The sequence below is a fragment of the Rahnella sp. R3(2024) genome (assembly GCF_042920125.1).
GTDB lineage: Bacteria > Pseudomonadota > Gammaproteobacteria > Enterobacterales > Enterobacteriaceae > Rahnella > Rahnella rivi.
The window spans coordinates 3,369,243-3,395,197 of record NZ_JBHGBU010000001.1 but is presented as its reverse complement, the minus strand read 5'-3'; the positions used below and the strand labels follow the sequence as shown (position 1 = coordinate 3,395,197).

At 54.1% G+C, this 25,955-nt stretch carries 27 protein-coding genes; 12 read left to right on the top strand and 15 right to left on the bottom strand.

Features of this window, described 5'->3' with window-relative positions:
* The first annotated feature begins 159 nt into the window (after positions 1–159).
* Together folD and ybcJ are read left to right on the top strand one after the other, a co-directional pair.
* The gene (folD, locus tag ABSH60_RS15235; RefSeq protein ID WP_056771390.1) at positions 160–1,032 is read left to right on the top strand and encodes a bifunctional methylenetetrahydrofolate dehydrogenase/methenyltetrahydrofolate cyclohydrolase FolD; all 873 of its coding nucleotides are present in this window, start codon (positions 160–162) and stop codon (positions 1,030–1,032) included.
* 32 nt (positions 1,033–1,064) lie between these two features.
* On the top strand, positions 1,065–1,286 hold the full coding sequence (gene ybcJ / locus ABSH60_RS15230) for a ribosome-associated protein YbcJ (protein WP_056771387.1): 222 nt from the start codon (positions 1,065–1,067) through the stop codon (positions 1,284–1,286).
* Between the two features lie 94 nt (positions 1,287–1,380).
* Here the strand turns inward: ybcJ and ABSH60_RS15225 are convergent, their stop codons facing one another.
* Positions 1,381–2,439, bottom strand: coding sequence for a DUF1176 domain-containing protein (locus tag ABSH60_RS15225; RefSeq protein ID WP_390974635.1), 1,059 nt, complete (start codon positions 2,437–2,439; stop codon positions 1,381–1,383).
* Positions 2,440–2,719: 280 nt separating this feature from the next.
* Here ABSH60_RS15225 and ABSH60_RS15220 point away from each other — a divergent pair, with 280 nt between their 5' ends.
* Complete coding sequence (locus ABSH60_RS15220; RefSeq protein ID WP_390974633.1) at positions 2,720–3,895, top strand: hypothetical protein; 1,176 nt, start codon at positions 2,720–2,722, stop codon at positions 3,893–3,895.
* A 93-nt stretch (positions 3,896–3,988) separates the two neighbouring features.
* On the opposite strand, the gene nudK is transcribed toward ABSH60_RS15220, so the two are convergent.
* Positions 3,989–4,609, bottom strand: a complete 621-nt coding sequence (nudK, locus tag ABSH60_RS15215; protein ID WP_390974631.1) for a GDP-mannose pyrophosphatase NudK — start codon at positions 4,607–4,609, stop codon at positions 3,989–3,991.
* A 70-nt stretch (positions 4,610–4,679) separates the two neighbouring features.
* Positions 4,680–4,964 carry a helix-turn-helix domain-containing protein gene (locus ABSH60_RS15210; RefSeq protein ID WP_056771375.1) on the bottom strand — a complete coding sequence of 95 codons (285 nt, stop codon included), beginning with the start codon at positions 4,962–4,964 and terminating at the stop codon, positions 4,680–4,682.
* Between the two features lie 303 nt (positions 4,965–5,267).
* Between ABSH60_RS15210 and acrD the strand changes: the two genes are divergently transcribed.
* Positions 5,268–8,423: a multidrug efflux RND transporter permease AcrD gene (acrD, locus tag ABSH60_RS15205; protein WP_390974629.1), complete on the top strand. Its 3,156-nt coding sequence runs from the start codon at positions 5,268–5,270 to the stop codon at positions 8,421–8,423.
* A gap of 194 nt (positions 8,424–8,617) precedes the next feature.
* Here the strand turns inward: acrD and ypfM are convergent, their stop codons facing one another.
* Positions 8,618–8,677 carry a protein YpfM gene (gene ypfM / locus ABSH60_RS15200; protein ID WP_112168684.1) on the bottom strand — a complete coding sequence of 20 codons (60 nt, stop codon included), beginning with the start codon at positions 8,675–8,677 and terminating at the stop codon, positions 8,618–8,620.
* Positions 8,678–8,876: 199 nt separating this feature from the next.
* Here ypfM and ABSH60_RS15195 point away from each other — a divergent pair, with 199 nt between their 5' ends.
* Genes ABSH60_RS15195 through ABSH60_RS15180 form a run of 4 tightly spaced genes read left to right on the top strand, consistent with a single transcriptional unit; the run spans position 8,877 to position 11,262 of the window.
* Positions 8,877–9,260, top strand: coding sequence for an ArsC family reductase (locus ABSH60_RS15195; protein WP_056771368.1), 384 nt, complete (start codon positions 8,877–8,879; stop codon positions 9,258–9,260).
* A gap of 1 nt (position 9,261) precedes the next feature.
* Positions 9,262–10,389: a succinyl-diaminopimelate desuccinylase gene (gene dapE, locus ABSH60_RS15190; protein ID WP_056771365.1), complete on the top strand. Its 1,128-nt coding sequence runs from the start codon at positions 9,262–9,264 to the stop codon at positions 10,387–10,389.
* A gap of 11 nt (positions 10,390–10,400) precedes the next feature.
* Positions 10,401–11,066 (top strand): D-alanyl-D-alanine carboxypeptidase family protein, encoded by a 666-nt coding sequence (locus ABSH60_RS15185; RefSeq protein ID WP_390975781.1) that lies wholly within the window; start codon positions 10,401–10,403, stop codon positions 11,064–11,066.
* 10 nt (positions 11,067–11,076) lie between these two features.
* Positions 11,077–11,262: a YpfN family protein gene (locus ABSH60_RS15180; protein WP_056771358.1), complete on the top strand. Its 186-nt coding sequence runs from the start codon at positions 11,077–11,079 to the stop codon at positions 11,260–11,262.
* Between the two features lie 44 nt (positions 11,263–11,306).
* Here the strand turns inward: ABSH60_RS15180 and ypfH are convergent, their stop codons facing one another.
* From ypfH to dapA, 7 genes are all read right to left on the bottom strand, one after another.
* Positions 11,307–11,951 carry an esterase gene (ypfH, locus tag ABSH60_RS15175; protein ID WP_183848872.1) on the bottom strand — a complete coding sequence of 215 codons (645 nt, stop codon included), beginning with the start codon at positions 11,949–11,951 and terminating at the stop codon, positions 11,307–11,309.
* Positions 11,952–12,059: 108 nt separating this feature from the next.
* Positions 12,060–14,054, bottom strand: coding sequence for a GNAT family N-acetyltransferase (locus ABSH60_RS15170; protein WP_390974626.1), 1,995 nt, complete (start codon positions 14,052–14,054; stop codon positions 12,060–12,062).
* Between the two features lies 1 nt (position 14,055).
* Positions 14,056–14,508 (bottom strand): DUF441 domain-containing protein, encoded by a 453-nt coding sequence (locus ABSH60_RS15165; RefSeq protein ID WP_056771350.1) that lies wholly within the window; start codon positions 14,506–14,508, stop codon positions 14,056–14,058.
* Between the two features lie 123 nt (positions 14,509–14,631).
* On the bottom strand, positions 14,632–15,510 hold the full coding sequence (locus ABSH60_RS15160; protein ID WP_390974624.1) for a neutral zinc metallopeptidase: 879 nt from the start codon (positions 15,508–15,510) through the stop codon (positions 14,632–14,634).
* Between the two features lie 226 nt (positions 15,511–15,736).
* A complete protein-coding gene (gene purC, locus ABSH60_RS15155; RefSeq protein ID WP_056771346.1) occupies positions 15,737–16,450 on the bottom strand; it encodes a phosphoribosylaminoimidazolesuccinocarboxamide synthase in 714 nt (237 codons plus the stop codon).
* A gap of 56 nt (positions 16,451–16,506) precedes the next feature.
* Positions 16,507–17,586, bottom strand: a complete 1,080-nt coding sequence (gene bamC, locus ABSH60_RS15150) for an outer membrane protein assembly factor BamC (RefSeq protein WP_056771343.1) — start codon at positions 17,584–17,586, stop codon at positions 16,507–16,509.
* Positions 17,587–17,602: 16 nt separating this feature from the next.
* Positions 17,603–18,484, bottom strand: a complete 882-nt coding sequence (dapA, locus tag ABSH60_RS15145; RefSeq protein WP_056771342.1) for a 4-hydroxy-tetrahydrodipicolinate synthase — start codon at positions 18,482–18,484, stop codon at positions 17,603–17,605.
* Between the two features lie 145 nt (positions 18,485–18,629).
* Between dapA and ABSH60_RS15140 the strand changes: the two genes are divergently transcribed.
* Together ABSH60_RS15140 and bcp are read left to right on the top strand one after the other, a co-directional pair.
* A complete protein-coding gene (locus ABSH60_RS15140; protein ID WP_056771339.1) occupies positions 18,630–19,196 on the top strand; it encodes a glycine cleavage system transcriptional repressor in 567 nt (188 codons plus the stop codon).
* Between the two features lie 25 nt (positions 19,197–19,221).
* Positions 19,222–19,695, top strand: a complete 474-nt coding sequence (gene bcp, locus ABSH60_RS15135; RefSeq protein WP_056771336.1) for a thioredoxin-dependent thiol peroxidase — start codon at positions 19,222–19,224, stop codon at positions 19,693–19,695.
* Positions 19,696–19,772: 77 nt separating this feature from the next.
* On the opposite strand, the gene ABSH60_RS15130 is transcribed toward bcp, so the two are convergent.
* Positions 19,773–20,837, bottom strand: a complete 1,065-nt coding sequence (locus ABSH60_RS15130; RefSeq protein ID WP_056771333.1) for an AI-2E family transporter — start codon at positions 20,835–20,837, stop codon at positions 19,773–19,775.
* Positions 20,838–21,096: 259 nt separating this feature from the next.
* Here ABSH60_RS15130 and ABSH60_RS15125 point away from each other — a divergent pair, with 259 nt between their 5' ends.
* Positions 21,097–22,632, top strand: coding sequence for a M48 family metalloprotease (locus ABSH60_RS15125; RefSeq protein ID WP_390974621.1), 1,536 nt, complete (start codon positions 21,097–21,099; stop codon positions 22,630–22,632).
* A gap of 23 nt (positions 22,633–22,655) precedes the next feature.
* Positions 22,656–23,012: an arsenate reductase (glutaredoxin) gene (gene arsC, locus ABSH60_RS15120; protein ID WP_390974619.1), complete on the top strand. Its 357-nt coding sequence runs from the start codon at positions 22,656–22,658 to the stop codon at positions 23,010–23,012.
* Positions 23,013–23,061: 49 nt separating this feature from the next.
* Here arsC and hda read toward each other — a convergent pair whose 3' ends face one another.
* The 3 genes from hda to upp all read right to left on the bottom strand — a co-directional run bounded on the left by hda (position 23,062) and on the right by upp (position 25,945).
* Complete coding sequence (gene hda / locus ABSH60_RS15115) at positions 23,062–23,769, bottom strand: DnaA inactivator Hda (protein WP_122096119.1); 708 nt, start codon at positions 23,767–23,769, stop codon at positions 23,062–23,064.
* A gap of 176 nt (positions 23,770–23,945) precedes the next feature.
* The gene (gene uraA, locus ABSH60_RS15110; RefSeq protein WP_056771322.1) at positions 23,946–25,238 is read right to left on the bottom strand and encodes a uracil permease; all 1,293 of its coding nucleotides are present in this window, start codon (positions 25,236–25,238) and stop codon (positions 23,946–23,948) included.
* A gap of 80 nt (positions 25,239–25,318) precedes the next feature.
* Entirely contained in the window at positions 25,319–25,945 is a 627-nt protein-coding gene (upp, locus tag ABSH60_RS15105) for a uracil phosphoribosyltransferase (protein WP_056771320.1), read from the bottom strand.
* Positions 25,946–25,955: the final 10 nt, after the last annotated feature.

Sequence of the window (25,955 nt, the reverse complement as noted above, 5' to 3'; positions counted from 1 at the left end):
ATGATTTAAAAAGACCTGTTTCTAAAATAGACACTTTTTTAAGCACTGTCTCAGTGAATTTTCGAACAAGTAATTCGCATTCAACGCCTGACAGCGCCCGCCGCTTCTGACAAAATAGGCACATCCCCTGCATTTTTTAATTGATGGATTTATTCCCCGATGGCAGCAAAGATTATTGACGGTAAAACGATTGCGCAGCAAGTCAGAAGCGAAGTGGCGGCGCGTGTGCAACAACGACTGGCGCAAGGTAAACGCGCTCCCGGCCTGGCTGTGGTGCTGGTCGGTGAAAACCCGGCATCACAGATTTATGTCGCCAGCAAACGTCGCTCATGCGAAGAAGTCGGCTTCATCTCCCGCTCTTACGATTTGCCCGCCACCACCTCTGAAGGCGAACTGCTGAAACTGATCGACGATCTGAATAACGACGGTGAAATCGACGGTATTTTGGTGCAACTTCCGCTGCCAGCGGGCATCGATAACATCAAGGTTCTGGAACGCATTCATCCGGACAAAGACGTCGATGGCTTCCATCCGTATAACGTCGGACGCCTGTGCCAGCGCGCTCCCACACTGCGCCCATGTACGCCGCGCGGCATCGTCACCCTGCTTGAGCGTTATGGTATTGATACCTTCGGGCTGAACGCCGTGGTGATCGGCGCATCCAACATTGTGGGCCGTCCGATGAGCATGGAACTGCTGCTGGCAGGTTGCACCACTACCGTCACGCACCGCTTCACCAAAAATCTTCGTCATCACGTTGAGAATGCCGATCTGGTGGTAGTGGCGGTCGGTAAACCGGGCTTTATTCCGGGTGAATGGATTAAACCGGGTGCGATTGTCATTGATGTCGGTATTAACCGTCTGGAAAGTGGTAAAGTTGTCGGCGATGTGGAATATGATGCCGCCGCTGAGCGGGCTTCCTTTATCACACCGGTGCCGGGCGGCGTAGGCCCGATGACGGTCGCGACGCTGATTCAAAATACCTTGCAGGCGTGTGAGGAATATCATGACATCAGCGCCATTAAGTCTTAATTCATTCGTACCAAACACAAAGTCAGGAATACATGGAAACTTTTTTTCTCGAAAAGCACCCGCACGTTGAACTGTGCGACCTGCTCAAATTTATGGGCTGGTGTGACAGCGGCGGTTCCGCTAAGTCGGTCATCGCTGAAGGCCAGGTGAAGGTCAACGGTAAAGTAGAAACCCGTAAGCGCTGCAAAATCGTTGCCGATCAGCAAGTCGAATTCGCCAGCAATATGGTTGTCGTCAAAGCGTCTGTTGAATAACGTTCAACGACGCAGACCGCGATAAAAGAAAATGCCCTGAAAGCGTAAGCTCACAGGGCATTTTTTTATCCGCAACATAACGCCGCAGCGGGAATTAAGGCGCCTGGGTCACCCACAGAACCGGCCATTCTCCGCCGCTGCTGTAGCCGTCACAGGCGGGTTCAGACGAAAATGCCGCCAGCCTGAACGCTTTGCCATCAAACACCCAGCGCGAGGCGACGCCGCAATCTCCGATCCCACGGCCTTTATCATAGGTCGAAAGCATGCCGGTTTTCGGGTCGAAATCTGCGTTAATCAGCTCGGGCGCCTGTTCATCCTCACCCAGTTTGAACGGCATGTTCAGCGCCAGATTTTCCATTTTGTAAGGTGCCTGACGCGATACCAAAAATCCCAGAGCAAACAGATTGTAAGCCCCCATGTCGCAGTTGACGGTCATCAGCGCCTTCTCGTTACTCAGGGCGAAAATGTGCACTTCACGTTCTGAAGGATCGAGGCTGCAATCATTGTTCTCAATGGTGGTCGCAGCGTTCTGCGTGATGGCTGAGATCTCACTCTCGGACAAGGCGTGCGGTTCACTAAAACGTGGCAATACCGGCGCGACCGGCGCAGGTGGCACGGTATTCGCCGGTTTCGTGCCCCGGCTGGCCCAGGCCGTTTTGGTGCCGACCCGCCCCTGCTGGGCATCGATGGCCAGCAGCACCGCTTTCAACCCTTTGAGCGAAATCATCGGTTTCACCGGCTGCGCGGGATCCGATTTACCTGACAGCTGAATGCTGCTGCCTTCACGAATGGCGGCGATGAAATCATTGACCACCAGACGGTTACTGCCCGAAAGGTGCTTTTTACTGATATCCCATTCGCGGTGATTAAAACTCAGCGTTTTTCCGTTCATCTGCAAACGCCCGGCAATCGGCGCATCGCTGCTTTGCTCGTCGCTGTTACGCTGGTAATCAATACTGAGGGTTGATTTGCCCTCCGGCCCGGCTTCGCGGGTGATTTTCATCACCAGTTCCTGACCATCCTGACTGTTGCGCGCAGCGCAGTGGTTCAGGTTATCGCAGCTCACCTGCCAGTCGTTATACATTGCCTGTATCGGCTCGGCCTGCACGCTAAAAGCCAGCATTCCGGCCAGCAGGCATAAAAGGGAGGTCATCCATCTGCACATTATGAGTCTCAGCTCTTCTCTAAGTTATCTCCCTGATAATAGCGTAACCTCCGCCGGGAGACTGCTAACAAACCAGCATTTTTTTATTCGAAATTAGAAAGAGATACCTTTCCCGATGGCTTTTTTGGGCAAACGATAATTTTTTTCTACTTATCAGATCACGTAATGGTGACGTAACGAAACTTTCAGTACACTGGCTTTCGCACGTCATTGCCTATAACGAAAAAATAATGGCGCAAAGGATGATTTATTTCTCTGGGAGATACTGATGAAGTTGTGGATTTGGTTGATAGCCCTGCTTGCATTGCCTGCTCTGGCTGAAGAGCCGCCTGTGGTGTATTCCGGTACGCTGGGTAAAACCAGTATTGTGGTCGAGCTGGATTTAAATAAACCCGATGAAGTGACGGGCCGTTACTTCTATCAAAAATACCGTCTCGACCTGCCGCTTAATGGCTCGCTGGACGGGCAGGAGCTGAAACTTCAGGAAGGTCTGGATGATTTTGATGACACCCCGCGCCCTGAGTTTTCCCTGACCAAAGATGAGAAAGGCAACTGGCAAGGGAGCTGGACCAATCCGCAAGGCAAAACCTTGCCGGTGAAACTGCAACCTGCGCAGTTACCTGCCGTCACCACCGATGATGCCTGGCTGACCGCACTTGCTCACATCGAACCTTATGAGTTTTTACGCCTTTCAGGCCTGCAACTGACCGCCGGTAAAAGCGAAAATTTCATGGGGTATCAGCTGCAATGGTGGACGGAGCCGCAATCCAAAATTACGTTGTTCGAAATTGCCTCAGGCTACCTTGACGCCGAGCTGCACGCGATCAATCAGAAGCTGCGCACCCGCCTGTGGCAGGAAGTCAGCGGCTGGCATGCCTGTATGCTCGGCGCAAACCGCTTCGGTCAGGGTGAATATATGCAAACCGTGACGCCGAAATACCTGAGTAAAGACATCGTCAGTATCAGTATTTTCACCTCTTACGATTGCGGTGGTGCGCACCCTGATTTCGGTGAAGCGCCGGTGAATATGAATGCCAAAACGGCAGAATCGCTGACGCTGGAAGACGTGGTCTGGGTCGGCGAAGGCGCCCCTTTCCATTATCTCAATGCAGAAGATGGCGTCTCCACCGGTAAAAATGATGTCGATTTCGACACCTTTGCTCAGTATCGCGACAAGAAATGGGCGCCCTGGTTGGTTAAAGAGCTGACGCTGGCGCATCCGGCAGAAATGAAGAAACCGACCGAAGAAAGTGATGACGATTGCGATTACTCGCAACCGGAAATCTGGCAGTTCCCGGCGTGGTATTTCACCCCTGCCGGGCTCTATTTTGATCCGAGTTTTGCCCGTGTTCAGCGCTCATGCGAAGGGCCTGAATGGTCAGTTCTTCCGTGGTCAGCGATCAAGAAGCAGGCTGGCACTGCCGCGGTCGCCACGGTGCAGTAACGCTTGTAGCGTCATGCAAAAACAACAAAGGCACCTTCGGGTGCCTTCTTCATTCTTAAGTGCTGAAATCAGTGCTGAACGTACCAGCGCGGTTCAGGCCATCCATCCCTGAATCTGGGCGTATTGCAACAGCATGATGGTTTTACCGTCTTTGATACGCCCGTCTTTGATCATGGCCAGCGCCTGGCTGAACGGCACCTCAAGCACATCGATGTCTTCGTCCTCGACCCCACCGCCGGCGTTCTGACGCTGCGACTCATCATATTCCGCCGCAAAAAAGTGCACGATTTCCGTCACGCTGCCCGGCGACATGTAAGCCTCAAACAGTTTATCGACTTTACCGACTGCAAAACCGGTTTCTTCGATCGCCTCTTTACGGATGCAATCTTCAGGGGAATCGTTGTCCAGCAGGCCCGCGCAGGTTTCCAGCAGCATTCCGGTGCTGTTGCCGTTGACGTAGGTCGGCATACGAAACTGTTTGATCAGCAAGACGGTTTTTTTGATTTTGCTGTAAAGAAGGATCGTCGCGCCATTCCCACGGTCATACACTTCACGGGTTTGCGGCTGGCGTTCGCCATTGCGTTTGATTAAGTCGTAGGAGAATTTACGCAGAACATACCAGTTGTCAGAGAGCAACTCGCTCTGGACATTTTCGATTCTGGAAGATGTTGGGTCAGATGCTGTTTCTTGAGAAAAAGTGTCGTGAGATGACATTCAATGCCCCCGCTCAGAAGTGGTGAGAGAAGCCAGGCATCATAGCCGTATTCTACTTCTCCCGCCATACTCAACCCTGCGCTATTGCCGCGATAAGCTGTTCGCGGTGGCGTTCAATCCATTGCCTGTCCAGCGGCCCCCAGCTGGAAAGCTGGTAGTAGCCGTCATTATTGCGTATTCCCTGCTGGATAAAATCCAGTTCAACGCCCATTCCCGGCAGCGCTTTCAGTACGTCCTGCAAGGTGCGGCGCGGCCAGCCGGTGATTTCCATCAGCTTCGGCACGTTGGGTTTTTGTTCGTTGTCCAGCAACCAGCAAAGGTAGAGGCGGCGGGCAAACACCGAATTTAACATCATGTTGAACGCTCCGGGCGTTGTCATTAAAAGGATCCATCAAAAGCGTAGACTGTCTGGTGAAATATAACCCCGTGTTCAGGTGGGCTTTTTTACATTATCTCCTTTATTTCTCCACGTTTTATTCGCCCTGAGAAGGTAAAGTGCTTAGACGTAGAACGACACTCTAACATTCACTCCGTCCTGTTTGGACAGTACTGCCGCTGGGAAAATCTTCTCAGTGGATTTTTTTGTCAGATTACTGACATTCTGTTTGTTTGCTGATGTGAGTCACTCCCGCCAGAGTGATAACGAGGTTTTTGACGCATGGCCAATCTTTTCATCGATCGCCCGATTTTTGCCTGGGTATTAGCGATCATTCTGTCTTTGTCCGGCGCACTGGCGATTTACTTTTTGCCGGTCGAACAATATCCCGATCTCGCCCCTCCTAATGTTCGCATCTCGGCAACATATCCCGGCGCATCAGCACAAACATTAGAAAATACGGTTACCCAGATTATCGAGCAGAACATGACCGGCCTCGACAATCTGATGTACATGTCTTCGCAAAGCAGTAATGACGGTAAATCGCAGATTACACTGAGTTTTACCGCCGGCACTGACCCGAATGAAGCGCTGCAACAGGTGCAGAACCAGCTGCAACAGGCGCTGAAACGTTTGCCGCAGGATGTGCAAACGCAGGGGGTGACCGTCTCGAAAACCGGTGATACCAACCTGATGATGGTGGCGTTTGTCTCCACCGACGGCAGTATGGATAAGCAGGATATCGCCGATTATGTGGCCTCGAACATTCAGGATCCGCTGAGCCGCGTGGACGGCGTTGGCAGCATCGATGCTTACGGTTCACAGTACGCCATGCGTATCTGGCTTGACCCGGACAAACTCACTAATTACCAGCTGACCACTGCCGATGTGGTCACCGCGATCAAAGCGCAAAACAGTCAGGTGGCGGTCGGGCAGCTCGGCGGCGCACCTTCTGTCGATTTCCAGGCGCTGAATGCCACGATCAATGCGCAATCGCAATTACAGACGCCGGAGCAATTTCGCCAGATCACGCTGAAAGTGAATAAGGATGGTTCGCAGGTCAAACTGGGTGATGTGGCTGAAATTGGTCTGGGTGCTGAAAACTACAGCCTGCTCAGCCGCTACAACGGTCAGGCCGCGTCCGGTATGGGGGTGAAACTGGCGTCCGGCGCGAATGAACTGCAAACCGACAAAGCGGTGCGCGCGCGCCTTGAAGAACTTTCCCATTACTTCCCTCACGGCCTGAAAGCGGAAGTGGCGTATGAAACCACGCCGTTCGTTAAAGCGGCGATCACTGATGTGGTGAAAACGCTGTTTGAAGCCATCGTGCTGGTGTTTCTGGTGATGTACCTGTTCCTGCAAAACTTCCGCGCAACGCTGATCCCGACCATTGCCGTGCCGGTGGTGCTTCTCGGCACTTTTGCCGTGCTGCATCAGTTCGGCTACAGCATCAATACCTTAACCATGTTTGCGATGGTACTGGCGATCGGCCTGCTGGTGGATGATGCCATTGTGGTGGTGGAGAACGTTGAGCGCGTGATGAGCGAGGAAGGCCTCAGCCCCAGAGACGCTACGCGTAAATCGATGGGGCAGATACAAAGTGCGCTGGTCGGTATCACCCTGGTGCTCTCCGCCGTGTTCGTGCCGATGGCGTTCTTTGGCGGCACCACCGGCGCGATTTACCGTCAGTTCTCCATCACGATTGTGTCAGCGATGGTGCTGTCGGTGTTTGTCGCGCTGACGCTGACACCGGCGCTGTGCTCAACACTTCTGAAACCTATTGCGAAGGGGCACCATCACGGCAAACGCGGCTTCTTTGGCTGGTTTAACCGCATGTTTGACCGCAACGCACGCCGCTATGAAAACGGCGTGGCGGGGATTTTACGCAACAGCCTGCGCTGGATGCTGTGTTATGCCGCGCTGGTGGCGTTGCTGGCATTTATGTTTATTAAGTTACCGACCTCGTTCCTGCCGCTGGAAGACCGTGGTGTCTTCACGGTTCAGGTGCAGTTACCGCCGGGTTCGACGCTGCAGCAAACGCAAAAAGTGGTCGAGAAAGTCGAAAACTACTTCCTGAAAACCGATAAAAAAGATGTGCTTTCGGTGTTTTCCACCATCGGCGCAGGGCCGGGCGGTAACGGGCAAAATGTCGCTCGTATGTTCGTGCGCCTGACCCCGTGGGATGAGCGTACAGGTGCGGATGACTCCTCCTTTGCGCTGATTGAAAAGGCCACCAAAGAATTCAGTAAGATTACCGAAGCCAGAGTGATCGCCAGCAGTCCGCCAGCCATTAACGGCCTCGGCAGCGCCACCGGTTTCGACATGGAATTGCAGGATCACGCCGGGCTGGGCCACGCGGCACTGATGTCAGCGCGTGATCAGTTGCTGGATATGACCGCCAAAGACAGCAATCTGATCCGCGTGCGTCATAACGGTCTGGATGACAGCCCGCAGTTGCAAATCGACATCGATCAGGTCAAAGCGCAGGCGCTGGGCGTGTCGATCACAGATATCAACAGCACGCTGAGCACCGCCTGGGGGTCGACTTACGTCAACGACTTTGTTGATCGCGCCCGCGTCAAAAAAGTCTACGTTCAGGCCGGTGCAAAATTCCGTATGCTGCCGGACGATATTAACCGCTGGTATGTCAGAAACGCCACAGGAACCATGGTGCCGTTCTCCGCGTTTGCCACATCATACTGGCTGACCGGCTCGCCGCGCCTTGAGCGCTACAACGGATATTCCGCGCTGGAGATTGTCGGGGAACCGGCAGAAGGCGTCAGCAGCGGTACGGCGATGGATACCATGGAAAAGCTGGTGGCGAAATTACCGACCGGGATTGGCCTCGAATGGACCGGGTTGTCCTATCAGGAGCGTTTATCCGGTTCACAGGCGCCTGCGCTGTATGCCCTTTCCCTGCTGGTGGTGTTCCTGTGTCTGGCGGCACTTTATGAAAGCTGGTCGATTCCGTTCTCAGTCATGCTGGTGGTGCCGCTCGGCGTGCTCGGTGCGGTGATTGCCACCTGGATGCGCGGGCTGGAAAACGACGTGTATTTCCAGGTCGGGATGCTGACCATCATCGGGCTGTCGGCGAAAAACGCCATTCTGATTGTCGAATTTGCCAATGATCTGAACGTCAGGGGCCGGGAACTGTTAGAAGCTACGCTGGAAGCCTCGAGAATGCGCCTGCGCCCTATCCTGATGACCTCGCTGGCCTTTATTTTCGGCGTACTGCCGATGGCGACCAGCACCGGCGCAGGTTCTGGCAGCCAGCACGCGGTGGGTACCGGCGTCATCGGCGGGATGATTTCCGCGACTGTGCTGGCAGTCTTCTTCGTGCCGTTGTTCTTCGTGCTGATCCGCCGTCGTTTTCCGGGGAAAACCACGGAACCGGTGATAGCCGATATCGTTGAGACAGCACCGGCAGAACTCAAATAACGGTAAAAAAAGTCGACAAAAAAGGCGTTAATGAGAATTAACGCCTTTTTTATTATTGATTTACTGGCTGTGAGAACCGTCGCTAACTGGACGTAATGGTCTTCCTGAACAAACGTTTTTTATAATGACGTGCTGACACTGAGAATAAATCTGTGTGCTTTACCGGCTATGCTTTTACTGTCACGGTGTGGCTGTTACGCGTTCAACATACGGTCGATAAAGTCTTTCCAGTTTCCTAATTCTTGCTCTAACATTTTGCTCCCCTTGATTGGATGAGGGGATTATACGGTTATATTTTAAACAAACAAATTATACCGACCGCTTATATAACCTGGATCACAATCCCGCCCCGTCTGGATCCTGCCCGCGTTTTGCCTCATTATGTGCCCTATCCTCGCGCCCGCATTCTGTGCTGGTGAAAAGTTCATAATTACTGACAGGTTACGTTTTTCTATGGCAACGACTTCGGCTTCAGCCCCATTTATTCTTTATGGCATTAAAAATTGCGATACCGTGAAAAAAGCCCGTCGCTGGCTGGAAGAAAACGGTGTCAGTTGCCAGTTTCATGATTACCGGGTTGAGGGGCTGGATGACAGCCTGTTGCAGAACCTGATCGACAAACAGGGCTGGGAAGCGATGCTAAATACCCGTGGCACCACCTGGCGCAAGCTCGATGAAACAACCCGTGCAGGCTGTGACAATGAAGCCCGCGCTAAAGCGGTGATGCTGGCGCATCCGGCTGTCATCAAACGCCCTTTTTTACTGGCACCCAATGGCCAGTCTCTGCTGGGATTCAAACCAGAGAGCTATCAGCAATTCCTTGCGGAGGTAAAATAACATGAGCTGTCCCGTTGTCGATCTTGCCCAACAGTTGATCCGTCGTCCGTCACTCAGCCCGGACGATGCAGGCTGCCAGGAGATCATGATCGCCCGCCTCGAGGCCATTGGTTTCCACGTTGAGCCGATGCATTTTGGCGATACCCTGAATTTCTGGGCGACGCGCGGTGAAGGCAAAACGCTGGCCTTCGCCGGACACACCGACGTGGTGCCGACCGGCGATCACAAACTCTGGGTCACCGGCCCGTTTGAACCCACCCTGCGCGACGGCATGCTTTATGGCCGCGGCGCGGCGGACATGAAAGGTTCGCTGGCGGCAATGGTGGTTGCAGCAGAACGCTTTGTGGCCGCCAACCCGCATCACAAAGGGCGTCTTGCCTTTCTGATTACCTCTGACGAAGAGGCCAGCGCGGTCAACGGCACGGTAAAAGTGGTCAATGCCCTGATGGAACGTAATGAGCGCCTGGATTATTGTCTGGTTGGCGAGCCTTCCAGCACCACCCGCGTAGGTGACATTGTGAAAAATGGCCGTCGCGGTTCCATGACCGCCAACCTTCACGTTCACGGCGTTCAGGGACACGTAGCCTATCCGCATCTGGCTGACAATCCGGTGCATCGCGCCATGCCTGCGCTGAACGAACTGGTGGCTACCCTGTGGGATAATGGCAATGAATTCTTCCCGCCAACCAGCATGCAGATCGCCAATATCAATGCCGGTACCGGCAGCAACAATGTCATTCCCGGCGAGCTGTATGTGCAGTTTAACTTCCGCTTCAGTACCGAACTGACTGATGAAATCATCAAACAGCGCGTCGCCGCGCTGCTGGACAGCCATAATCTGCAATATACCCTGAACTGGGTGGTGTCCGGCCAGCCGTTCCTGACCTCACGCGGGGCACTGGTCGAAGCCGTGGTTAACGCGGTTCGCCACTACACTGAGATGACTCCCGAGCTGCAAACCACCGGCGGAACCTCCGACGGACGCTTTATCGCACTGATGGGCGCGCAGGTGGTCGAACTGGGGCCGGTAAACGCCACCATTCACAAAATCAACGAATGCGTTCATGCCGCCGATCTTCAGGTTCTCAGCCGTATGTATCAGCGCATCATGGAGCAGTTAGTCGCATGATAACCCAAGAGATGCTGACCGGACGCTCTACCGCTCACCTGGTCACATTGGGCGACGGCCCACACCGTTTGCAGCCAGAGGCGGCACAGGCGTTTGCCCGGATGCAGCAGGCAGCGCGTGAAGCGGGGTTTGATCTCCAGCCAGCCAGTACCTTTCGTGATTTTGATCGCCAACTGGCTATCTGGAATGGAAAATTTCGCGGTGAGCGACCAGTATTAGATAAGGACAGCCAGCCAGCAGACGTCAGCGGATTGTCTGCCGGACAGCGGTGCGAACTGATCATGCGCTGGTCGGCATTGCCGGGCGCCAGCCGCCACCACTGGGGCAGCGATCTGGATGTGTACGATCCGCGTCGGGTGCCTGCCGGCCAGACGTTACAGCTGGAGCCGTGGGAATATGAGCAAGGCGGGTATTTTTATTCGCTGAACAACTGGATGTCAGACCATATGGCGGAGTTTGGTTTTTATCGTCCGTATGCTGAAGACCGTGGCGGGGTAGCTGTTGAACCCTGGCACCTGAGTTATCGCCCGCTGGCGCAGTTGTGTGCATCGCAACTGACGCCGGAGGTGCTTATCAGTGCATGGCAAGGGCAAGATGTGGCGGGTTCTGACTGGGTTATCAGTGAGATGGCTACCCTCTTCCCGAGATTCATCGCCCTACCAACAAACAACATTTAAGGAGCACGCCATGGAGTGGATTAAAGATTACTGGTGGATCATTTTGATCATTCTGATTGGTATGTTGATCAGCGGTGTGAAAGAACTGCGGCGCGTTGATGTGAAAAAATACCTCAACGACAAACCTGAAATTCCACCGCATCGCGATAATAATGCCGAGTGGGACAAAGATGATGAATGGCCGAAGAAGAAGTAAAAGCAGTTAAAAACGGAGGCAGCCAAACTGGCTACCTTTTTTGATCAATGCACCGGTGGTTCGTCATTCTGCAAATGCGAAATGGCGGTGTTGATCATGTGCGAATCCAGCCCGTGCGCCATGCCCGCCTGAATATTCAGGGTACAGACGCAGCCTAAAGCGTTGAGTCGTTCGGCCGCACTTCTGGACTGGAACGGATTGATCACCGGATCCTGCTCGCCGTGAATAAAATGCACCACAGTGCCTGCCGCAATGGGTTTTTCCGGCAGATTAGCGAAACGGCCACTGAAAGCGATAATGCGCGAAGCGAGATGTTCTTCCACTTTGGTGGATTCCAGCGCCATGATGGTGCCCTGTGAAAAACCGACTAACGTGGTATTTTCAGGAGTGACACCGGTTTTTTGCTGCCAGTCGCGGACAATCTCAATAAACAGCGGCATCGCGGCATCAATACGCGGCTGGCGGTTTTTCTCCGTCACGCCCTGTACTGAGAACCACTGAAACCCACGGCCAAAGTCACAAATATCCGGGCTGCCGACGCTGACGACCTGAGCCTGCGGGAAAGAGACGGCGAAAAACTTGCCAATTTCACCCATCGAAATCGGGTTATCGCCCACGCCGTGAAATAATAAAATCAGCTGGTTAGCACGCGCTTCCGGCTGCTGGACGATAATCTGTTCTGAGCTCATGGGTTTCTCCCGTTTTAGGTTAATGCCGTCACTATACGCCGCCTGCCGGTGAGTGAAATCGGGTTTTATTGAATGAGTCTTTCCATTTTTTGCAATGAAATCTGCCCGTTATTCCCCCCGTCCGCAGGCTTTGAGTGCCTGCTGCGTTTCCTGTCGCCAGCGGGCCAGCAGCGCCCTGCGGCCGGTTAGTTGCAACATTTGCACAATTTCCGCGGTGCTTTTTCCCTGTTGTAACCAGGCACGCAGCGCCTGCAGCGGCAGCGGGCTGGCCATCAGCAGGCGGCTGAGGGCGGGAAGACTGCTTTGTGCAGGCCGATGCGCGAAGGCAAATCCTGCCAGTTCGCGCCAGTCGGCGTCATTCATTCGGGTATCACCCTCAGGCGGGAACGGCAGCCGGATATCGGTCAATGTCGACAGCCAGCGCCAGTCACGGTGAAGCTGATTTAATGCTGCCTGAGCCAGTTCATGCCCCGCTGGGCTGAGCGGTAATATCGCCATCGCGGCATAACACCCGCTACCGGCTTCTTTCTGCGTGCTGATACGCGCAAGCTGAAAACCGGCCTGATGCCACAGCGCGGCAAGTTCTTCGGTATAACCGAAACTTACCGACAGAAAATCCAGCCCCGCCTGCTGCGCACGCTTTTGCTGTTCCGCCAGTAAATCGCGGGCGATCCCCTGCCGCCTCAGCGCCGGATGTACTGCAATGCGACTGACGCGCCGTGAACGTAATACGGCGGCTTCGGGGAAACCTGCGTGAGCCGCGAGCGACTGTGCCACCAGATTGCCACGCGGCCGCCGCCGCCCCGCCCAGACATCCTGCGCCAGCTCCTCGCTAAGTCCGCCCTCATCCACCAGCCACAGCGCACCGGTTAACGTCGGACCTTGTCTGGCGGCGCTGAAGGTCATCCCCGGCGCATCCAGTAAACGACGCAAATCCAGCGGCGAAGTTCGGTAATGCGCGCTGGTCAGCAGGCCGTAAAAATCCTTTAGCAGCGCGGGCTCCTGACACCAGCGAGCGGCATCAACCGGGAAAATTTCCGGTGTTTCACCGGTGTTATGCACGTCTGGCAGATGTTCTTCAAACAGCAGCAGTTCACTGATCAATGGCTCGAGCGGATCCTGTTCCGACCAGCGTATCGGTGCGCGCAGCCGCAGATCGTGCCATTGCGGCAGTGATGCACAAAACTTCAGCAAAAAACCACGCCCGGTGCCTTCGTAGCCCTCTACCGTGGTGGTGAGCAACACACGCGGGAAAGCTTTGACCATTACCGAAAGCATCGGCGCAGGGATGGCTGCGGCTTCGTCGATAATCAGCCAGTCAGCGCCGTTGACCGCCCCTTCGCGACACAAGGTCAGCAGAGCATCAGGCGCTATAAACCGTACCGACTCCGGTGCATGACAGAGAATGTGATCAACCGAACGTTTGCCCGGCGCCGTCACCCAGCAGATGCCCGGCCACTGTGCTGTCAGCATACCTGCCAGCGTTGATTTGCCACGGCCACGCGGCGCAGTCAGCACCCACACACCGGATTTTGCCTGCATCAGCCGTTGCAGAATCGTCTGCTGCTGCGGCGTTGGCTGACCATCAGGCGGCAGCCACCGTGCCGCAACGGGCAACGGGGAAAGTTCAAAATCGGTGTCTTGTCTGCACAGTGCAACGTGCGGCGCGTTTTGCAGCAAACGCTGAAAACGATGGATAAAACGGGGCGTGGCGATCGGTTGCGGCTGTTCACTCCAGCGCAGGCTGTCGCTGTCGGGCTGTTGCGCCCAAAGCTGCCATGGCGGCACCAGCAAAATCAGCCAGCTTCCTGCTTTCAGCGTGCCGGAAAATGCAGCCAGTGCCTCAACATCCAGCCCGCTGCGCGCATCAAAAATGCCGTGTAAAACGTCCTGACCCAGCAGCGTCCGGGCCGCAGAGGGTGAGCAGGCGTTCACGCCGGCGGGCGGCGAATCACTGAGCCACAGCCAGTCGCCTTCGCAGCCTGCCGACACATGTCTGGCCTGCTCTTCACACCAGCCCGCTTCCCCGCTAAATACCAGTAAACGCCGCACACCCTGGTGCTGCATCTGATGCTGTAATGAGGTCAGGGACGTGGCAGGCATGTCAGCTTTTCCCTACCAGCATCGACAGTAAACCGGCGGCGATCAGCGGCCCGACCGGCACGCCTTTAAACAGCGCGACGCCGAGCACGGTGCCGACCAGCAAACCTGCAACCAGATGGGGCTGCGTTCCCATCAGCGTCAGACCGCGCCCGCCCAGCCACGACACCAGCACGCCGACCAAAATAGCGGCAATAGATTTCCAGTGCAGGAAGGAATGCACAATGGTGCTGGCACTGATTTTCCCGCTGGCAATAGGCGCCATCACTCCGACAGTCAGAATGATAATGCCGATGGTCAGGCCGTATTTTTCTATCCAGGGGAAGAAGTTGTTCAGCGGCGTGATACGTACCGTCAGCAGGAAAAACATCGCGATAGTCACCGCGCTGTTATGACTGATAATGCCGAGCCCGGCAAACACCAGTAAGATCAAAAGGGTTGGATCGAGAAAAGCCATAGCGTTCCCTGCGTTTTCCTGTCAGGAAGTAAAAAAGGCTCCGGGGAGCCTTTTGAATCGGTCATTGATTATTGAACAGTTTTTGCAGCCAGACCAGAACTGAATAGCCTGCATTTCGCCGAATCAGAGGCTGGCAAAGGTGTTGCACTGATCGGGATTACCGGTATCAAAACCGCGCTTGAACCAGGTATACCGCTGCTGAGATGTGCCGTGCGTAAAGCTGTCCGGCACCACGCGCCCCTGGCTTTGCTGTTGCAGACGGTCATCGCCGATCGCCTGCGCGGCGTCCAGCGCCTCTTTCAGATCGCCCTCTTCAAGCACATTTTGTTGCTGCATGGCATGTCCCCAGACGCCGGCGTAGCAGTCAGCCTGGAGTTCCATTTTCACCGACAGCTGATTCACCGCCGCCTGCGATGCGCCCTGCTGCATCTCGCGCACCTTGCGTTCAATGCCCAGCAGATTTTGTACGTGATGGCCGACTTCGTGCGCCACGACGTAACCCTGTGCAAAATCACCGCCCGCGCCCAGTTTGTTCTGCAGTTCCTGATAGAAGGAGAGATCGATATACACCGTGCTGTCCGCCGGGCAGTAGAACGGCCCCATAACCGACTGGCCGGTACCGCAGCCGGTGCGGGTTGCGCCACGGTACATCACCAGTTTCGGTTCGCGGTAAGTCATCCCCTGTTTCTGGAAGATTTCTTTCCAGGTGTCTTCTGTAGAAGCGAGGATCACCGAGGTGAATTTCGCCTGCTCGTCATCTTTCGGGCTGATGGATTGCGATTGTGTCTGCTTTTGCACACCACCGGACTGCCCGCCATCGATAAGCGGTGTCAGATCAATGCCGTAATAACCGGCGACCAGCACCACGATAATAATCACGATGCCACTTTTCCCACGGATCGGCAGACGCATTCCGCCACCGCCCGGACCACCACCGGAGTTGGATCCCTGTCCGCGTCTGTCTTCCACATTGTCGCTTTCGCGACGCCCTTGCCAACGCATACTCCACCTCCAGACTGTTTTTATAAAGACTAGCCAGCGCGCGCGGTTAATACCATCTGCGCAAGGACGTAATTTTAGGTCAGAAGGCATTAAATGAAATAAAACAGTGGGGAAAAGGGGAAATTAAATGCGCAGGAAGAAATCGGGTGGCACACAAATACCACCCGGTTTGATACAGCCCCGCTACGTAAACGATTGCGCGTCAGGGCTGAAAACTGACTGACGATCAGTCCAGTTTCACACCGATGCGGCGAGCAACTTCTTCGTAGGCTTCGATCAGGCCACCCAGACTCTGGCGGTAGCGATCTTTATCCATCTTGTTCAGGGTTTCTTTATCCCACAAGCGGCTGCCATCTGGCGAGAATTCATCACCCAGTACGACTTCACCGTTGAACAAACCGAACTCGAGTTTGAAATCGACCAGAATCAGACCGGCATCATCAAACAGTTTGGTCAGCACGTCGTTGGCTTTGTAGCTCAGCTCTTTCATCCGTGCCAGATGCTCTTCGTTCACCCAACCGAAGGTTTTGCAGTAAGACTCATTGATCATCGGATCATGCATCGCATCGTTTTTCAGGAACAGATCGAACAACGGTGGATTGAGTACCAGACCTTCTTCAATGCCCAGACGTTTTACCAGCGATCCTGCAGCACGGTTACGGATAACGCATTCAACCGGGACCATATCCAGTTTTTTCACCAGCACTTCGTTGTCAGACAGCAGGCGTTCCATTTGTGTCGGAATACCGGCTTCTTCCAGCTTAGCCATGATGAAATGGTTAAATTTGTTGTTAACCATGCCTTTACGGTCGAACTGCTCAATACGCTGACCATCCAGTGCTGACGTATCGTTGCGGAATTCCAGCACCAGCAGGTCCGGGTTTTCTGTGGTGTAGACGGTTTTCGCCTTGCCGCGATACAACTCAGCTAACTTTTGCATCTTTACTTACTCCAGTGGAAAAAACAGATGTAAAAAGGGGCCGAAGCCCCTTGGTATTATTTTGCACTGCTCTGACTAAATGCGGCCTGCATGACCGCCACCATCGCGTCGTTCTGCGACTGGCTGAGAGCATGTCCTTTTGGATCAAGGAACTGCAAGCTACTGCGGTTGTCGAGGTCGCCAACCTGAAGTTTGTAATCACCGGATGACAGACCCGGATCTTTCGCACCCAATGTCTGCCACGCATCGTCATTCAACGGTTTGTAGGTGACGGATATTGTGCCCTGCGGACGGCTGCTGTCGGTCACTTTCATGCCGGCTTTCGCCAGGGCATTCGGCAAGCGATCCCACACCACGCCATAGCTGGTACGCACGATCAGCACCGGCAGGCCGGTATCGTCTGCGCCGCTCTGCACGTCGATCTCGCCAACGCGACGATTATCGAGACGGGCTTGCGTATCCTGCTGCACTTTATCCAGATTTGCGGTAATGGAGTTCATCATCTGGCTGTTATAACGCTGGATTTCAGCCGATGTGGTGACCGCTTTATCCTGCTGTTTCAGTTCAAGCGTTTTCACGGTCAGGGCTAACTGGTAGCTCTGCTGTTTCACGCTGATCTGATAACGGCCCTGATACTGGAAGTCTTCATCTGCACGATTCCAGTTAACGAAATCAGTGGTCAGCGTCTGGTTAGCATCATCACGGTTAGCGATGGTGTAATTGTTTTGCTGAACGGCTTTCACCACGTTGTTCCACAAATCACGGTTCTGAGCGGTGTTTTCCAGCAGCACGGTACTGCTGTCGCCGGAGAATTGCGTTTGTGAACCGTTCAGCAAGGCCAGAGGCTGCATCGGTGGACGGATGTCGAGCTGTTTGCCCACCGCACCTTGCATTGCACCGGCCTGAACATCGTACGTTCCGTTCTGTACAGGCAGAATCATCCCGGCAGGGGCTTTCAGCTCATGCAGGGCGGGTGCATCCAGATAGGATTCATCGCCGCTCACCTGGCGCTTGTAGCGCTGGTCGCTTGAACAGGCCGCCAGCAGCATGATCAGGGAAACCCCAACCACTTTCGCTACGGCTGATTTCTGCAATCGGGTCATCTGGAAACTATTCTTGTCAAATAAAGAGGCCATCAAATCTTCCTAAGAGTTACAGCAAACCGGCGCTTTTTAATGCGTGTTCCACGACCGGACGGGCAGCATCTGTTAACGGCGTCATAGGCAGACGCAGAGTATCTGTTGCCATCAACCCCAGTGCCTTACAGGCCCATTTCACCGGGATTGGGTTTGCTTCTACAAACAAATTCTGATGCAACGGCATCAGGCGCTGATTCAGGCGACGCGCTTCGGCAAAGTTGCCACATGCCGCCAGTTCACAAAGTTGAGCCATTTCACGCGCAGCCACGTTGGCCGTCACAGAAATCACCCCTTTGCCACCGAGTTGCATAAAGTCCAGACCGCTGGCGTCATCGCCGCTCAGCAGAATGAAATCTTCATCATCAACCAGCACTTGGATCTGACTAACACGACTTAAGTTCCCTGTTGCTTCTTTAACAGCAACAATATTCTTTAATTTGGCTAAACGCGCGATGGTCGGCGGCAACATATCGCAGCCGGTACGTGAAGGCACGTTGTAGAGAATTTGTGGCAGAGAGGTATTTTCAGCGATGGCTTTAAAGTGCTGAAACAGACCTTCCTGAGTCGGACGATTGTAATATGGGGTGACTGTCAGACAGCCCACAACGCCACTCTTTTCAAAACGTTGCGTCAGTGAAATCGCTTCGGCGGTGGCGTTTGCCCCGGTGCCTGCGATAATAGGAATGCGTCCATCGGCCAGTTCCAGCGTTTGCATGACCACGTCACCGTGTTCGTCATGACTTAACGTCGCCGACTCGCCTGTTGTGCCAACGGAAACGATCGCCGCAGTACCACTGGACACATGATAATCAATCAGTTTTTTCAGACTCGCGCGATCGACAGCACCTTTGGCGTCCATCGGCGTAACCAGTGCAACAATACTTCCCGTAAACATTGACCTTCCCCTCCACAAACAGGTCACTCATGGTACTTTTGACACCACTGCAAAAGCAAGCAAACAACGTGTTGTAAGCGCTTGTCCGGCGGTTTTTTTTATGTTTACCTTGGGAATACTCCCAAGCACGACAGGAAGACCCATTTTGCCGCAGCCACAACAACATTATCTGGTTATCACCGCGTTAGGTGCCGATCGCTCAGGTATCGTCAATACCATCACCCGCCAGGTCAGCAGCTGCGGCTGTAATATTGAGGACAGCCGGCTGGCGATGCTCGGTGATGAATTTACCTTCATCATGCTGCTTTCCGGCAGCTGGAACGCGATTACGTTGATTGAATCGACACTGCCGCAAAAAGGCGCCGAGCTGGAATTGCTGATCGTGATGAAGCGCACCAACGCGCCGGAACGCCCGCCGATGCCAGCGACCGTATGGGTGAAAGTGGAAGTCAAAGACTCCCCGCACCTGATCGAGCGTTTCACGGATTTATTCGATACGCACCAGATGAACATTGCAGAACTGGCGTCAAAAACCCGTCCTGCTGAGGGCACAACGCCCGCCCAGCTTTCCATTCAGATGACGGCGCACAGTGCTGCTAATACCGATCCGGTAATTATTGAACAAGCCTTTCATCAGCTATGTACAGAACTGAATGCGCAAGGCAGTATTAACGTCGTCAGTTATTCCGAGAATGAAAATAAACTGCAGTAATCGCTAAGAGATACGGAGAAAGACAATGAGCCCACTGAAAGCCGGTGATCCTGCGCCGCAATTTAGTTTACCCGACCAAGACGGTGAACAAATTAATCTGGCCGACTTCCAGGGACAGAGAGTCCTGGTTTATTTTTATCCAAAAGCTATGACCCCTGGCTGTACCGTACAGGCCTGTGGACTGCGCGATAACATGGATCAGTTGAAAAGTGAGGGTGTGGAAGTGCTGGGTATCAGCACGGATAAACCTGAAAAACTGTCGCGTTTTGCTGAGAAAGAGCTGCTGAACTTCACGCTGTTGTCCGATGAAGATCATCAGGTTTGCGAGCAGTTTGGCGTCTGGGGTGAAAAATCCTTTATGGGGAAAACCTACGACGGTATTCATCGCATCAGCTTCCTGCTTGACGGCACTGGCAAGGTCGAGAAAGTGTTCGACGACTTCAAAACCACTAACCATCATGACATCGTGATGGCCTATCTGAACGAGAAGTCCGCCTGATAACTCACGGGTGACCCACGTTCATAAAAAAAAGCGCAGACGCGCTTTTTTTATTTCCTTCATTTCGCCCTGCCGGTTCAGACGCTTTCGTTGAGCAGTTCATCCGGCCAAACGTGCACCACAGCTTTGACCAGGGTCGCCAGCGGGATCGCAAAGAATACGCCCCAGAACCCCCACAACCCGCCGAACACGACAACCGACAGGATAATCACCAGCGGGTGCAGATTCACGGCTTCCGAGAATAGCAGCGGCACAATCACGTTTCCGTCCACGCCTTGTACCACCAGATAGGCCACGAGCAGCGTCCAGAAATCGGCACCCAGTCCCCACTGGAACATCGCCACAATCACCACCGGGATGGTCACCAGCATGGCGCCGATATAAGGAATTAACACCGAGATCCCCACCAGCACCGCCAGCAGCAGCGAATAACGCAAGTCCATCACCCAGAACACCAGATAGGTGGCGACACCCACGATGATCATCTCAAGCACTTTGCCGCGAATGTAATTAGTGACCTGCTGATTCATTTCTGCCCAGACCTGCCCCGCCAGCCCGCGATCGCGTGGCAGAACGCGACGCACGGCATTCAACATTTGCTCTTTATCCTTGAGCAGGAAGAAGACCATCATCGGCACCAGAATCAGGTAAATCGCCAGCGTCAGCAAACCAACCAGCGAGGCCACTGAATACTTCACGACCGATTCGCCCAGCCCGGAAAGTTTGCTGCGCATATTTTCGGCCATCATGTCGATGATACCGGCATCAACCAGCGCCGGATAACGCCGGGGCAGCGTAGCGGCAAAATCATAGAAACGGTTAAGCATGCTGGGTAAATCCGCCAGCAAATTAACGCCCTGTTGCCAGGTCACCGGCGCAACAACAAAAATGCCCAGCATCAGAATACCGGCGAACAGAATCAGCACCACGCTGACCGCCAGCGTGCGCGAAAGCCCGACATGTTGCAGGCGCACAGTTGGCCATTCCAGCAAATACGCCAGCACTATCGCCACCAGCAGGGGTGCCAGAATACCGTTGAGAAAGTAGAGAATACAAAAACCTGCAACCAAAATTGCCAGCAACGCAATGGCTTGCGGGTCGGTAAACCGGCGGCGATACCACTGTAATAACATGTCCAACATCAGAGAATGCTCCTGTAAATTCCGGTATCTGGTAGGGTTGCGCTCTTCGTTCCCTGCGCACTCTGACACAAGTAACTATCTTTTATATTTGTTGTCACACAACTGTAGCCGCAGAGTGTTTTAAACTCTCACGAGGATAGCTACTATAAAGTTCAGCGCAAACAATAGCGCCAGAAATAATGTTCATCCCTTCAGTTCACGGAAGAAAAGCTCTTAAAGCTCATCGGTGTGCGGATAAATTATTGGGAAGCAAATGTATATGGTAATGCGATTGAAAAAAACCGTGATCGCCCTGTGTCTGGGCAGCCTGTTCAGTAGCGCAATTTTTCCGGCAGGCGCTGATGACAGTTCATTCTGGTCGACACCGGCCACGTCTTCCGCCAAAACGACGACATCCCCCTTAGCGCCTTCGGTGAGCGATCAGTTACCGGATATTGGCACCACGGCGGGCGGAACGTTAAGCATTAATCAGGAATTGCAGATGGGCGATTTCTACGTCCGTCAGATGCGCGCCAGTACCCCGCTGATTAACGACCCTTTGCTCAATCAGTACATCAATGAACTCGGGCAGCGTCTGGTTTCTCATGCCTATTCAGTCCGCACGCCGTTCCATTTCTTTATTGTGAATAACGACGAGCTTAACGCCTTCGCTTTCTTCGGTGGCAACGTGGTGCTTCACTCCGCGCTGTTTCGTTATACCGACAACGAAAGCCAGCTGGCATCGGTGATGGCGCATGAAATCTCCCACGTCACCCAGCGCCATCTGGCCCGTGCGATGGAAGATCAGCAGCGCAATGCGCCACTGACCTGGGTCGGCGCGCTGGGCTCTATTCTTCTGGCGATGGCCAGCCCGCAAATGGGGATGGCGGCGCTGACCGGCACCCTGGCAGGCACGCAACAGGGGATGATCAGTTTCACCCAGGGCAACGAGCAGGAAGCGGACCGTATCGGTTTGCAGGTTTTACAGCGCTCCGGGTTTGATCCGCAGGCAATGCCGGCGTTTTTACAGAAACTCGCCGATCAGGCAAGTTATTCCACCCGTCCGCCGGAAATGCTGCTGACGCACCCCCTGCCCGACAGCCGTCTGGCGGACGTGCGTAACCGTGCCAATCAGATGCCGCACACGGTGGTGCAGTCTTCGCAAAATTACCTGATGGCGAAAGTGCGAATGCTCGGTATGTACGGTTCTGAAAGCTTCCCGCTGACCGATGACTATCTGCAAAAACTGAGCAACGGCAACGTGCGCGAACAACTCGCCGCGAAATACGGTCAGGCGCTGCAGTTTTATAAAGCCAAAAAATACGATCAGGCACGGGCAATACTGGATCCGCTGCTGGCGCAGAATCCGGGCAATGACTGGTTGCTGGATTTATCAACTGATAACGATCTCGAAAGTAAACGCGCACCTCAGGCTATCGCCCGTCTCGAAGCCGCAGGGGCCGCCAGCAGCACCAATCCGGTGCTTCAGCTCAATCTGGCGAATGCCTATTTAGAAGGCGCGAAACCGGCCAATGCCAGCAGGATCCTCAACCGTTATACGTTCAATTATCCGGGCGATCCTAACGGATGGGATTTACTGTCTCAGGCGTCTGCCGCGCAGGGGATGCGCGCGCAGGAACTGGCTGCACGCGCTGAAAGCATGGCGCTGATCGGCAGGTTAGATCAGGCGATAGAAATGCTGAGTAACGCCAGCGCATTGCAAAAATTAGGCAGTCTGGAACAAGCCCGCTACGACGCACGTATCGACCAGTTGCGTCAGTTGCAGGGACGTTTCCGCCAGTATCAGAAAGGCTGAATTTGATGATTAAGGAAGAGTGTATGCCAAAAGATGTCGCTATCTACCACAACCCGCGCTGCTCAAAGAGCCGCGAAACGCTGAAATTGCTGGAAGATGCCGGGATCGAACCGGAAGTGATTTTATATCTGGAGACGCCACCGACCGTTGCGACCTTGCAGGATCTGCTGAACAAGCTGGGGTTCAGTTCGGCACGCGAACTGATGCGCAAAGGCGAAGAGATGTATAAAACACTGAATCTGGGTGAGAAAAGCCTGAGTGAAACACAGCTGTTGCAGGCGATGGCTGAAAATCCAAAGCTGATTGAACGTCCGATTGTACTGGCAAACGGCAAAGCGCGTTTAGGGCGGCCACCGGAACAAGTCAAAGAGATTTTGTAACCCCGCACGCCGGTTCGGGTTCGTGATGCGAACCCGGACACCTTTCCGCTTACAGCCCAAGAATATCCTTCACGAACGGGATGGTCAGTTTCCGCTGAGCAGTAATCGATGCACGATCGAGCTGATCGAGCGTTGTGAACAGCGTGCGCATTTCCCGATCCAGACGTTTAAGCAGGAAACGGCCAACATCTTCCGGCAATTCAAATCCGCGCAGTTTTGCGCGCAACTGTAATGCCTGAAGTTTTTCTTCATCGGAGAGTGGCTGCAGTTTATAGATTTGCCCCCAGTCGAGGCGCGAAGCCAGATCCGGCAGGCTGAGGTTCAGCTGGCGCGGAGGACGGTCGCCGGTAATAAACAGACGCGTGCGGCCGGTTTCAAGAATGCGGTTATAGAGATGGAAAACTGCCGCTTCCCATTCGTCATCTCCGGCAATGCCCTCGATGTTATCAATGCAGACCAGCGCAAGATGCTCCATGCCGTCCAACACTTCTGGCACAAAATAGGCGCGTTTATCTAAGGGCACATACCCCACGGCTTCGCCACGCTGGGATAATTCCGCGCAGGCCGCGTGAAGAAGATGGCTGCGGCCGCCGCCTTCGCGTGACCAGAAATAAATATACGTGCCGTGTTCCTGATGCAATGCGGTCTGAATAGCAGATAGCAGAGAGGGATTCTCACCCGGATAAAAACTGGCAAAGGTTTCATCATCGGGAAGATAAAGTGGCAGGGAAAGCTGTGCCGGCGTATTCAGAAGCACCTCAACCAAAGCGGTATGAAGACCGCAGATGTTGTCTCGTCAATAAAAAGGAACGACCGAATTCTAGCAAGGATCCGCAACGAAATGAACTCTGCCGAGTGCAACCGCTTGTGATCCGAGCACCTGACCGGGAAGCGCTGCGCCCGCCGGTCAGGTGTTTCGTGAAAATATCGCCATCAGACAGGCGGATTCTCCCGCTCGTCTTCAATATCAATGATCTTTTCTTCGCCACGGAAGATCTCAATCACCTTAAACAGCAGGCTGAGGAAGATGCCGACGATGGTCGCCAGCGCCATGCCTTTCAGCTCCGCCGCGCCGATGTGGATCTTAGCCCCGCTGACGCCGATGATCAGGATCACCGCCGTCAGGATCAGGTTCTGCGCTTTGTTGTAATCGACCTTTGATTCGATCAGCACGCGGATACCCGATGCACCGATCACGCCGTACAACAACAACGACACGCCGCCCATCACCGGAACCGGCACCGCCTGAATGGCTGCCGCTAATTTACCGATGCACGACAGCAGGATCGCCAGTATTGCCGCGCCGCCGATGACCCAGGTGCTGTAGACCTTGGTGATCGCCATGACGCCGATATTTTCGCCGTAGGTGGTATTGGGCGTAGAACCGAAGAATCCAGACAGCACCGTCGACAGGCCGTTCGCCAGCATTGAACGGTGCAGGCCGGGGTCACGCAGCAAATCTTTTTTGACGATGTTTGCCGTCACGACCAGATGCCCGACGTGCTCTGCAATCACCACCAGCGCCGCAGGCAGGATGGTCAGGATCGCCACCCATTCAAAACGCGGAGTGTAGAAGGTCGGCAGTGCAAACCAGTGCGCACTGGCAATCGCGGAAACATCCACCACGCCCATAAAGAAGGAGAGCGCGTAACCGACCAGCACACCGATGAGGATTGGGATAATCGCCAGAAAACCACGGAATAACACCGAACCCAAAATGGTCACCGACAGCGTCACCACTGAAATGGTCACGGCGGTGGAATCCACCGGTGCGCCATCAGCAGGCAGCAGCCCGGCCATATTCGCCGCCACACCGGCCAGCTCCAGACCGATGACGGCAACGATTGCGCCCATCGCCGCCGGAGGGAACATCACGTTGATCCAACCAATGCCCGCTTTCTTCACAATCAGCGCCACCAGGCAGAACAACAGCCCGCAGGCGATGAACCCGCCGAGTGCCACTTCATAACCCATCGGCAGCAATAGCAGTACCGGCGAGATAAAGGCAAAACTCGAACCGAGATAAGCGGGTATTTTCCCTTTACAGACAAACAGATACAGCAAAGTCCCTATGCCATTGAACAGCAGCACCGTCGCCGGATTGATTTTGAACAGAATCGGCACCAGAACGGTGGCACCAAACATGGCAAAAAGATGCTGGAAACTCAGGGGAATCGTCTGCAATAACGGCGGACGTTCGCTTACCCCGATGACACGACGGGTCATGGATTGATCCTCTGTAAAAAATGGCGGGTAAAAAAATCTCAAAAAAAAGCCGACTGCTTAGTCGGCTTATTGCTTGCTGCTTATTTCGTACCAAATATCTTATCGCCCGCATCACCGAGTCCCGGGATGATGTAGCCTTTTTCATTCAGCCCCTGATCAATCGAGGCGGTGTACAACTCAACGTCAGGGTGCGCAGCTTCCAGCGCGGCAATCCCTTCCGGTGCAGCCACCAGTACCAGCACTTTAATGCTCTGGCAGCCGGCTTTTTTCAGCAGGTCGATGGTGGCAATCATAGAACCACCGGTCGCCAGCATCGGGTCAACAACCAGCGCCAGGCGCTCTTCGATATTAGAAACCAGTTTCTGAAAATACGGCACAGGCTTAAGGGTTTCTTCATCACGGTACACGCCAACCACGCTGATGCGTGCGCTCGGTACGTGCTCCAGTACGCCTTCCATCATGCCCAGACCGGCACGCAGGATAGGCACAACGGTGATTTTCTTACCTTTGATCTGATCGATTTCGACCGGGCCATTCCAGCCTTCAATCGTCACTTTTTCAGTTTCTAAATCGGCAGTCGCTTCATACGTCAGCAGACTTCCCACCTCAGAAGCCAGTTCGCGAAAACGTTTCGTGCTGATGTCGTTCTCACGCATCAGGCCCAGCTTGTGTTTCACCAGCGGGTGTTTCACCTCGACGATCTTCATTTTTTATTCT

Excerpts from the sequence above, each read along its gene's own strand:
- folD (WP_056771390.1), top strand. The coding sequence starts at position 160 with ATGGCAGCAAAGATTATTGACGGTAAAACGATTGCGCAGCAAGTCAGA.
- ybcJ (WP_056771387.1), top strand. The coding sequence starts at position 1,065 with ATGGAAACTTTTTTTCTCGAAAAGCACCCGCACGTTGAACTGTGCGAC.
- ABSH60_RS15225 (WP_390974635.1), bottom strand. The coding sequence starts at position 2,439 with ATGACCTCCCTTTTATGCCTGCTGGCCGGAATGCTGGCTTTTAGCGTG.
- ABSH60_RS15220 (WP_390974633.1), top strand. The coding sequence starts at position 2,720 with ATGAAGTTGTGGATTTGGTTGATAGCCCTGCTTGCATTGCCTGCTCTG.
- nudK (WP_390974631.1), bottom strand. The coding sequence starts at position 4,609 with ATGTCATCTCACGACACTTTTTCTCAAGAAACAGCATCTGACCCAACA.
- ABSH60_RS15210 (WP_056771375.1), bottom strand. The coding sequence starts at position 4,964 with ATGATGTTAAATTCGGTGTTTGCCCGCCGCCTCTACCTTTGCTGGTTG.
- acrD (WP_390974629.1), top strand. The coding sequence starts at position 5,268 with ATGGCCAATCTTTTCATCGATCGCCCGATTTTTGCCTGGGTATTAGCG.
- ABSH60_RS15195 (WP_056771368.1), top strand. The coding sequence starts at position 8,877 with ATGGCAACGACTTCGGCTTCAGCCCCATTTATTCTTTATGGCATTAAA.
- dapE (WP_056771365.1), top strand. The coding sequence starts at position 9,262 with ATGAGCTGTCCCGTTGTCGATCTTGCCCAACAGTTGATCCGTCGTCCG.
- ABSH60_RS15185 (WP_390975781.1), top strand. The coding sequence starts at position 10,401 with ATGCTGACCGGACGCTCTACCGCTCACCTGGTCACATTGGGCGACGGC.
- ABSH60_RS15180 (WP_056771358.1), top strand. The coding sequence starts at position 11,077 with ATGGAGTGGATTAAAGATTACTGGTGGATCATTTTGATCATTCTGATT.
- ypfH (WP_183848872.1), bottom strand. The coding sequence starts at position 11,951 with ATGAGCTCAGAACAGATTATCGTCCAGCAGCCGGAAGCGCGTGCTAAC.
- ABSH60_RS15170 (WP_390974626.1), bottom strand. The coding sequence starts at position 14,054 with ATGCCTGCCACGTCCCTGACCTCATTACAGCATCAGATGCAGCACCAG.
- ABSH60_RS15165 (WP_056771350.1), bottom strand. The coding sequence starts at position 14,508 with ATGGCTTTTCTCGATCCAACCCTTTTGATCTTACTGGTGTTTGCCGGG.
- ABSH60_RS15160 (WP_390974624.1), bottom strand. The coding sequence starts at position 15,510 with ATGCGTTGGCAAGGGCGTCGCGAAAGCGACAATGTGGAAGACAGACGC.
- purC (WP_056771346.1), bottom strand. The coding sequence starts at position 16,450 with ATGCAAAAGTTAGCTGAGTTGTATCGCGGCAAGGCGAAAACCGTCTAC.
- bamC (WP_056771343.1), bottom strand. The coding sequence starts at position 17,586 with ATGGCCTCTTTATTTGACAAGAATAGTTTCCAGATGACCCGATTGCAG.
- dapA (WP_056771342.1), bottom strand. The coding sequence starts at position 18,484 with ATGTTTACGGGAAGTATTGTTGCACTGGTTACGCCGATGGACGCCAAA.
- bcp (WP_056771336.1), top strand. The coding sequence starts at position 19,222 with ATGAGCCCACTGAAAGCCGGTGATCCTGCGCCGCAATTTAGTTTACCC.
- ABSH60_RS15130 (WP_056771333.1), bottom strand. The coding sequence starts at position 20,837 with ATGTTGGACATGTTATTACAGTGGTATCGCCGCCGGTTTACCGACCCG.
- ABSH60_RS15125 (WP_390974621.1), top strand. The coding sequence starts at position 21,097 with ATGGTAATGCGATTGAAAAAAACCGTGATCGCCCTGTGTCTGGGCAGC.
- arsC (WP_390974619.1), top strand. The coding sequence starts at position 22,656 with ATGCCAAAAGATGTCGCTATCTACCACAACCCGCGCTGCTCAAAGAGC.
- uraA (WP_056771322.1), bottom strand. The coding sequence starts at position 25,238 with ATGACCCGTCGTGTCATCGGGGTAAGCGAACGTCCGCCGTTATTGCAG.
- upp (WP_056771320.1), bottom strand. The coding sequence starts at position 25,945 with ATGAAGATCGTCGAGGTGAAACACCCGCTGGTGAAACACAAGCTGGGC.